This window comes from Kitasatospora sp. P5_F3 (assembly GCF_054049135.1).
This window is the reverse complement of the sequence record NZ_JBFUMY010000076.1, coordinates 42,576-49,970: the sequence shown is the minus strand read 5'-3', so window position 1 is coordinate 49,970 and position 7,395 is coordinate 42,576. Positions and strand designations below refer to the sequence as shown.

General features: G+C 72.2%; 6 protein-coding genes and 1 pseudogene. 1 reads left to right on the top strand and 6 read right to left on the bottom strand.

Annotated elements, in window-relative coordinates:
• A pseudogene (locus ACXJMZ_RS31025) lies at positions 1–147 on the top strand (electron transfer flavoprotein subunit alpha/FixB family protein); the annotation flags it as partial.
• A 69-nt stretch (positions 148–216) separates the two neighbouring features.
• On the opposite strand, the gene ACXJMZ_RS31020 reads toward ACXJMZ_RS31025, so the two are convergent.
• From ACXJMZ_RS31020 to ACXJMZ_RS30995, 6 genes are all read right to left on the bottom strand, one after another.
• Positions 217–945 carry a TetR family transcriptional regulator gene (locus ACXJMZ_RS31020; protein WP_457033352.1) on the bottom strand — a complete coding sequence of 243 codons (729 nt, stop codon included), beginning with the start codon at positions 943–945 and terminating at the stop codon, positions 217–219.
• 81 nt (positions 946–1,026) lie between these two features.
• A complete protein-coding gene (locus ACXJMZ_RS31015; RefSeq protein ID WP_457033351.1) occupies positions 1,027–1,920 on the bottom strand; it encodes a hypothetical protein in 894 nt (297 codons plus the stop codon).
• Entirely contained in the window at positions 1,917–2,438 is a 522-nt protein-coding gene (locus ACXJMZ_RS31010; protein ID WP_457033350.1) for a SigE family RNA polymerase sigma factor, read from the bottom strand. Before ACXJMZ_RS31010 ends, ACXJMZ_RS31015 begins: the two co-directional genes overlap by 4 nt.
• Positions 2,439–2,517: 79 nt before the next feature.
• Positions 2,518–3,945 carry a hypothetical protein gene (locus ACXJMZ_RS31005; RefSeq protein ID WP_457033349.1) on the bottom strand — a complete coding sequence of 476 codons (1,428 nt, stop codon included), beginning with the start codon at positions 3,943–3,945 and terminating at the stop codon, positions 2,518–2,520.
• Between the two features lie 158 nt (positions 3,946–4,103).
• On the bottom strand, positions 4,104–4,778 hold the full coding sequence (locus ACXJMZ_RS31000) for a response regulator (protein WP_457033348.1): 675 nt from the start codon (positions 4,776–4,778) through the stop codon (positions 4,104–4,106).
• Positions 4,775–7,333 (bottom strand): ATP-binding protein, encoded by a 2,559-nt coding sequence (locus tag ACXJMZ_RS30995; protein ID WP_457033347.1) that lies wholly within the window; start codon positions 7,331–7,333, stop codon positions 4,775–4,777. Before ACXJMZ_RS30995 ends, ACXJMZ_RS31000 begins: the two co-directional genes overlap by 4 nt.
• Between the last annotated feature and the right edge of the window lie 62 nt (positions 7,334–7,395).

The window sequence follows — 7,395 nt, the reverse complement described above, 5'->3', positions numbered from 1 at the left end:
GCCGGCATGCAGACCTCCAAGACCATCATCGCCATCAACAAGGACCCCGAAGCCCCCATCTTCGAACTCGTCGACTACGGCGTCGTCGGAGACCTCTTCACCGTCCTCCCCCAACTCACCACCGAGGTCAACACCCGCAAGGGCTGACCCCGAAACAGACAACAGCGGAGCCGGACGGCAGCAACTGCCGTCCGGCTCCGCCGTTTTCAGGCTCGTTCAGCCCCGGCCGAGGCCCGCCTCGACGTCCCTGACGACCCGCCACATCGGGGTGGAGCGCTTGGTGATGACGATGACCACCTCGTCCTCCTCCGCCGCCTCGGCGGCCGGGGACTGCTCGGGCGTCCAGGCCCGGGCCACGTAGTCGAGGGCATGGTCCACCCCCGCCGTCGCGTCGCCCTCGCCACCGGCGCGCAGCCAGGCCCGCAGGGCGTGGTTGTGCGCGGTGACCACGGCCGAGGCGATCACGTCCGCCCGCAGCGTGCCGTCCCGGCGGGCCGAGAACCGGGCCCGCAGGTACTCGGCGAGGGTGCGCTCGTAGCGCCAGACCACCGAGAGTTCGTACGTCCGCAGGCCGGGCACCTTCTTGGTCAACCGGTAGCGCTGGACCGAGAAGACCGGGTTCTCGGCGTACATCCGCAGTACCAGCCTGGCTGCGTCGCAGACCCGGGCCACCGGGTCGTCACCGTCCTCGCTCGCCTCCAGCAGGGCGGTCATGTCCGCCAGGCACTGCTCGTGGTCGGGGAAGACCACGTCCTCCTTCGAGGGGAAGTAGCGGAAGAACGACCGCCGCCCGACTCCGGCCAGCGCCACGATGTCGTCGATCGTGGTCTGCTCGTAGCCGCGCTCCAGGAACAGCTGGAAGGCCGCCGCGACCAGCGCGTCCCGCATGGCGGGCTTCGCGGGCGTGGCGGAGGTCTCGGAGCTGGTGTCCCGTGCGGCGGTCATGGCGCGAACTTAGCATTTTCGGCTCCGGATGGCACTTGATGCTCATGATCGACAGCACTGAGTGCCAGAGGTGGCCGTGGCTCAGGAGAGCCAGCTGGTGTTCGTGCCCAGCAGCTGCCCCCCGGTGCCGTAGACCTTGAAGGACGCGGCGGTGGTGCCCGGCCGTTCGGCCACACCGATCAGGCGGATCGGCGAGCCGCCGATGGCGACCAGCGGCGGCTCGTAGCTGCTGCCGTCGGCCCAGGTCACCACCACCTTGCCGACGTCCGCGCCGACGGTGAGCACGGCCACTCGGACCGGCGCCGCGCTCTGCCCCTTGCCCAGGGCGCCGGCCAGTACACCGGTCAGTCCGCCGTCGGGGCCGGTCGGGCCCGGGGGCGTGCCGCCCGGGGCGGCGAGGGTGAGATCGCCGTTGTACGGCAGCCGGGTGCCGCCCACCGTGTAATAGAGGTTCACCACGTCCGAGCTGGGCTGCCAGTACTGCTGCACGTAGGCCGCAGTCGGCTCGGGCAGGTCGGAGCCCGCCGCGTGCTGCTCCTGCCAGATCAGCTTGGCCTGCTCGAAGGACTGCTCCTTCGTCGCGAGCGGCCAGAGCGCGGCCCAGGTCTTCCACTCCTTGCCGTCCACGACGCCCTGGGCGACCACGACCCGGGCCGGCGAGAACGGGTCCCGGGCCACGGGCGAAGCGCTCACGGACGGGGCAGCGGTGCCGCCCGCCGCTGCGGTCACCTGCACGGTGCCGTCGGCCGGGCGAAGGCCCGGCCCGATCAGCACCCCGCCGCCGACCACCGCGACCGTCACCAGGGCCACCGCCCCGGTCAGCGCCGCCCGCCGCCGTCGCAGCCGCCTGCGCCCACCGGCCGTCAGGGCGGCGAGAGGGGCCGGTCCGATCTCCACCGTGTCCACCAGACCGGCCAGGCCGATCCCCACCTGTGCTGCCAACTCCTCATGCCCAGACTGCTGTTCGCTGGTCATGCCGCACCTCCGATGCTTGTCGTTCCGGTGAGTGACGAGGCGGTGCGCAGCCGGGCGATGCCTTTCGACGCCTGGCTCTTCACGGTTCCCACCGAACACCCCATCGCCACCGCCACCTGGCTCTCGCTCAGGTCCTCCCAGTACCGCAGGACGACGGCCTCCCGTTGCCGGGGCGGCAGGGTGGCAAGGGCCGCCAACAGCTCGGCCCGATGGTCGAGTTGGGCGTACCCGTCCTGCCCGGCCCGATCGGGGACGGCGGTGACCAAGTGCTCCGGCACCTTCCGCCGGAACCGCCGGGCGTGTTCGTTGACCAGGATGCGGCGTACGTACGCGTCCCGGTCGTCGGCCCGGCGCACCTTGCCCCAGGCCGCGTAGGTCCGTTCCAGGGTCGACTGGACCAGGTCCTCGCCCGCGTGCTGTTCCCCGGCGAGCAGGAACGCGGTGCGCAGCAGCCGTGGCCAGGCAATGACGGTGAACGCCTGGAACTCGCTGTCCCGGTCGGTCTTCGGTTCTCCCATGAGCACCTCCTCACCCTGCCAGAGCCCAGCAGGGCCCCGGACCGTTGCCTCGGTGGCGGAAGCAGTTCGCGAACGGTGCTCAGCGGTACTCGCGCAACCGGGGCCGGACCCCGAGAACGGTCAGGGCGAGCGCGGCGGCGAGGGCCAGTGCGCCCGTCACGGCCGCCCCCGTGCCGAGGTCGGCGTCCGCGTCCGTGATCGCCTGGTCCAGAGCCCGCTGGTTGATCTCCAGGACTTCGCCGAGGGCGGTGGCCAGCACCTCGAAGTCGGCGTTGGACTGGCCGGGTGCGGTGCCGGTGTTGAAGGTGACCGCGTCCTTGAGACGGCCCTGGGTCCGCAGTTCGCGGATCCTCCGGTCGTCCCTCTGGTACTGCTGGAAGGCGGTCAACACCCGTTCGGCAGAGTCCTGTTCGCCGGCGAAGGTGATGTTGCGCAGCTCGGTGCCGAGGAAGCCCTCAAAGGCTGTGGACGCGTGGTCGGCGCGGTGGGCGTCGGCGAGCGAGGCCAGCCGGGAGTTGTAGGAGGCCAGGGTGGCGCCCTCGATCCGGGCGACCGACTGGGTCTTGTCCAGGAAGCTCTGCTCGTAGGCGGCGGCGCGGTCCGGGTCGGTCAGGTAGCGGCTCTCGTCGGCGTTCAGGTCGTAGGCGACGGCGCGGGCCCGGCTGAGGGCGAGCACCGAGTCGTACGCGTTGCTCTTGGCCACCACCAGCTGCCGGTCCGCCCCGGCGACCAGCCCGAGGGCCGAGGCCAGGGCGAGCACGGCGATCAGCGTCACGGCGGCCAGCGGCGGGTTGACGACCCGTCGGAACCGGACGGTGAGGATGCGCTGCAGGACGGCGAGCGCACCGAGCGCGAGCACACCGGTGCCGAGCAGCCACCACCGCCCGGCGGCCAGGCCGTCGCGCTGGGCCGCGTAGGTCGCGTCCACCACGGTGGCATTCGCGGCGATCACCTGGTCGGTGGCGGGCAGCAGCTTCTGCCGGAGCAGGTCGGTGGCCTGCCGGTAGGACTCCAGTGCCCCGGCGGGCGGCCTGCCCGCCGGGGCGTCGGCCTGGTCCTCCAGCAGCTGCGCCTGGGCCACCAGCGCTTCGTAGCGGCCGAGTTCACCCAGCACGGTCTGTACGGCGCGCTGCCCGGCCGGGTCCGCGGCTGCGGCTTCGGCGGCCCGTTGCAGGTCGGTACCGGCCTGCTGGCGGCGCTGTTCGTAGGTGTCCTGGGTCTGCCGGCGCAGGGCGGCGTAGTCGGGGTCGGCGCCGATCAGCAGCAGGTTGGCGACCTGGGCGTCCATGTCGCTGAGCGCGAAGTAGAGGTCGGCGGCCCGGACGGCCTGCGGGGCGGCCCGGTGGCCGATGGTGTCGATGCCGTCCCGGGCATCGGCCAGCACCGAGGCTGCGACGGCGGCGAAGGCCAGCACCGTGGCCAGGCACAGTGCCGTGAGTGTGCGGACCAGCCGGGGCGTGTGCCAACTCCTCCGCAGGACCGATCTGCCCGATATGCCCGATGGCATGCTGCGCACTCCCCTCCCCCGCCCGCATCCCCCATGGCGCGGGGCCGCTTCCTCGTCTGCGACGCTAGGAGCCGCGAGGTCGGCGTTCGGGTTTCCTGACGCTTCCTTGGCGTCGCGGGGACCGGTCTTGACGCATCGTTAGCGCCCCGGCGGAGCGCTCAGGGTTCGAAGCGGTAGCCGAGCCCGGGTTCGGTGACCAGATACCGGGGCCGAGTGGGGTCGGGCTCCAACTTGCGGCGCAGGCCCGCGAAGTAGACCCGGAGGTAGTTGGAGTGCGCCTCCTGCCCGGGCCCCCAGACCTCGCGCAGGATGTCCCGTCCCGGCACCAGTCGGCCGGGGTGGGCCAGCAGCAGGGCAAGGATCCTCCACTCCGTCGGGGTGAGCCGTACGGCACCGTCCGAGCCGGTGACGATCGCGGCGGCGACATCCACCTCGTACGCGCCGACCACGACCTTGGGCGGCGGCTGCCCGGTGACCGGGCGGCGCAGCACCGCCCTTAAGCGGGCCAGCAGTTCGGCCATCACGAAGGGTTTGGTGAGGTAGTCGTCAGCTCCCGCGTCGAGGGCCCGGACCTTCTCCAGCGCGCTGCCCCGGCCGGAAATCACGATGATCGGCACCGGGCTCCAGGCCCGCAGGCCCCGGATGATGTCCATCCCGTCCAGGTCGGGCAGCCCGAGGTCGAGCAGGACCGCCTCGGGCATCTGGCGCCCGGCAAGGTCCAGGGCTTCGGCGCCGGTGGCGGCGGTGACCACCGAGTAGCGGCGCGCGTGCAGGTTGATCTTCAGGGCCCGCAGGATCTGCGGTTCGTCGTCCACCACCAGGATCCGGCTCAAAGCGTCACCTCGCCGGGCTCCCGGTCGGGCTCCGGCACGGGCCCGGCGGCCGGGAGGGTGAGCAGCATGGTGGTGCCGCCGCCGGGGGTGTCCTCGACTTCGAGGGAGCCGTCCATGGCTTCGGCCAGGCCCCGGGAGAGGGCAAGGCCCAGGCCGACGCCGGTGGTGTTGTCGGTGTCGCCGAGGCGTTGGAAGGGCAGGAACACCTGCTCCCGGTCCTCCGGCGGGATGCCCGGGCCTCGGTCGATGACCCGGATCTCCACCCGCCCGAGGTGACTGCTGGCCGTCACCAGGACGGGGGCGCCGGGGGCGTTGTGGCGCAGGGCGTTGGTGATGACGTTGGCCAGCACCCGCTCCAGCAGCGGCGGGTCGGCGAGTACGGCCGGCGCCTCGGTGAGGCCGAGCGGCTGGATCGGGGCGTCCGGGTCGGCGAGCGAGTCGACGGCCCGTGGGAGTACGTCCTCCAGGTGGGTCGGCATCAGATGGAGGGTCAGGGCTCCCGCCTGGAGGCGGCTCATGTCGAGCAGGTTGTCGACCAGGCGGTTGAGCTTGAGCAGGGATTCGTCGGCGGTGGCGAGGAGTTCGGCCTGGTCCTCCTCGGAGAACTCCACGTCGGGGCTGCGCAGTGAGCCGACCGAGGCGAGCGCGGCGGCCAGCGGGGTGCGCAGGTCGTGGCTGACGGCGGCCAGCAGGGCGGTCCGCATCCGGTCGGCGGCCTTGATCGGCTCCACCTCGGCGGCCACGGTGGCGAGGCGGTCGCGCTCCAGAGCAGCCGCGACGTGAGCGGCGAAAGCCGCCAGCACGCGCTGATCGGTCGCAGGCAGCCGGCGACCAGCGAGGACGAGCAACGCGTCGGTGCCGACCGGGATTTCGGTCACCTCGCGGTCGTGGGCGGGTTCGGTTCCTGCGTCGCTGCGGGCCAGGACCTCGCCGCTGGTGCGATCCAGCAGGGCGACCGAGTCCATCCCGAAGGCGGTCCGGGACTTCTCCAGCAGGGCGGGCAGCGCGTCGGCGCCGCGCAGCACGCTGCCCGCGAGGGTGGAGAGGGTCTCGGCCTCGGCGGTGGCGCGGGCGGCCCGGGTGGTGAGGCGTCCGGCGTGGTCGACCACGGTGGAGACGGTGAGCGCGACGACGGCGAACACCACCAGCGCGAGGATGTTGTTGGTCTCGGTGATGGTGAAGGTGTGGACCGGCGGGATGAAGTAGTAGTTCAGCAGCAGCGAGGCGACCACCGAGGCGAGCAGCGCGGAGGTCGCGCCACCGAGCAACGCCACGGCGACCACACCGAGTTGGAAGATCAGCGCGACGGTGGTGAGGTTCAGTCCGCCCCACTGCGAGAGCACGGCGGTCAGCACCGCGGGCAGCGCCAGGCCGGCCGCGTACCCGGCGACGGTGCGGCGGAGCGAGTGCCGGCGGCCCAGCGAGGGCAGCCGGCCCCGGCCGCTGAACTCGTGGGTGACCATGTGGACGTCGATGTCCTCGGAGGCGTCCACGGTGGTCTCGCCGATACCGGGACCGGTCAGGAAGCGGTTTATCCGGCCGCGCCGGCTGGTGCCGAGGACGAGTTGGGTGGCGTCGTGGGCGCGGGCGAAGGTCAGCAGCGAGTCGGGGATGTCGTCGCCGACCACCACGTGGTAGCTGCCGCCCAGGGTCTCCACCAACTGCCGCTGCTCGGCCAGGTTTCCGGGTGAGGCACCGGCCAGACCGTCGCTGCGGGTGATGTGCACGGCGAGCAGTTCGCCACCGGCCGTACGGTCCGCGATCCTGGCCGCGCGGCGGATCAGGGTCTCGCCCTCGGGACCGCCGGTCAGGGCCACCACGACGCGCTCGCGGGTCTCCCAGACCCGGTCGATGTTGTGGGTGGCCCGGTAGTCGCGCAGCCCCTCGTCGACCCGGCCTGCCACCCAGAGCAGGGCGAGTTCCCGAAGGGCCGTCAGGTTGCCGACCCGGAAGTAGTTGGAGAGCGCGGCGTCCACCTTCTCGGCCTTGTAGACGTTGCCGTGGGCCATCCGGCGGCGCAGCGCCTGCGGGGCCATGTCGACCAGTTCGAGCTGGTCGGCCCGGCGGACCACCTCGTCCGGGACGGTCTCCCGCTGCGGGATTCCGGTGATCTTCTGCACCACGTCGTTGAGCGACTCCAGGTGCTGGACGTTCACCGTGGTGATCACGTCGATCCCGGCCGTCAGCAGCTCCTCGACGTCCTGCCAGCGCTTGGCGTGCCGCCCGCCGGGGACGTTGGTGTGCGCCAGCTCGTCCACCAGCGCCACGGACGGCCGGCGGGCCAGCACCGCGTCCAGGTCCATCTCGGCGAACTCGGTGCCCCGGTAGGTGCGGACCAGCCGGGGGACGACGTCGAGGCCCTGCAGCATGTTCTCGGTGTGGCGGCGGCCGTGGCACTCGATGTAGCCGACCACCACGTCCGCGCCGCGTTCCTGGCGTCTGCGGGCCTCGTCCAGCATCCGGTAGGTCTTGCCGACCCCGGGGGCGGAACCGAGGTAGACCCTCAGCCGGCCGCGGCGGTGCACGGTGCCGGGGGTGAGGTCGTCGCGGGCCATGGGCGCTGCATCTTTCGGTGAGTGGGCGGATACGGCGGACCGACCCTGCCCCGGGTGGTGCC

Bases quoted from the DNA above. Each gene is read 5' to 3' on its own strand.
- ACXJMZ_RS31020 (WP_457033352.1), bottom strand. From the start codon at position 945: ATGACCGCCGCACGGGACACCAGCTCCGAGACCTCCGCCACGCCCGCG.
- ACXJMZ_RS31015 (WP_457033351.1), bottom strand. From the start codon at position 1,920: ATGACCAGCGAACAGCAGTCTGGGCATGAGGAGTTGGCAGCACAGGTG.
- ACXJMZ_RS31010 (WP_457033350.1), bottom strand. From the start codon at position 2,438: ATGGGAGAACCGAAGACCGACCGGGACAGCGAGTTCCAGGCGTTCACC.
- ACXJMZ_RS31005 (WP_457033349.1), bottom strand. From the start codon at position 3,945: ATGCCATCGGGCATATCGGGCAGATCGGTCCTGCGGAGGAGTTGGCAC.
- ACXJMZ_RS30995 (WP_457033347.1), bottom strand. From the start codon at position 7,333: ATGGCCCGCGACGACCTCACCCCCGGCACCGTGCACCGCCGCGGCCGG.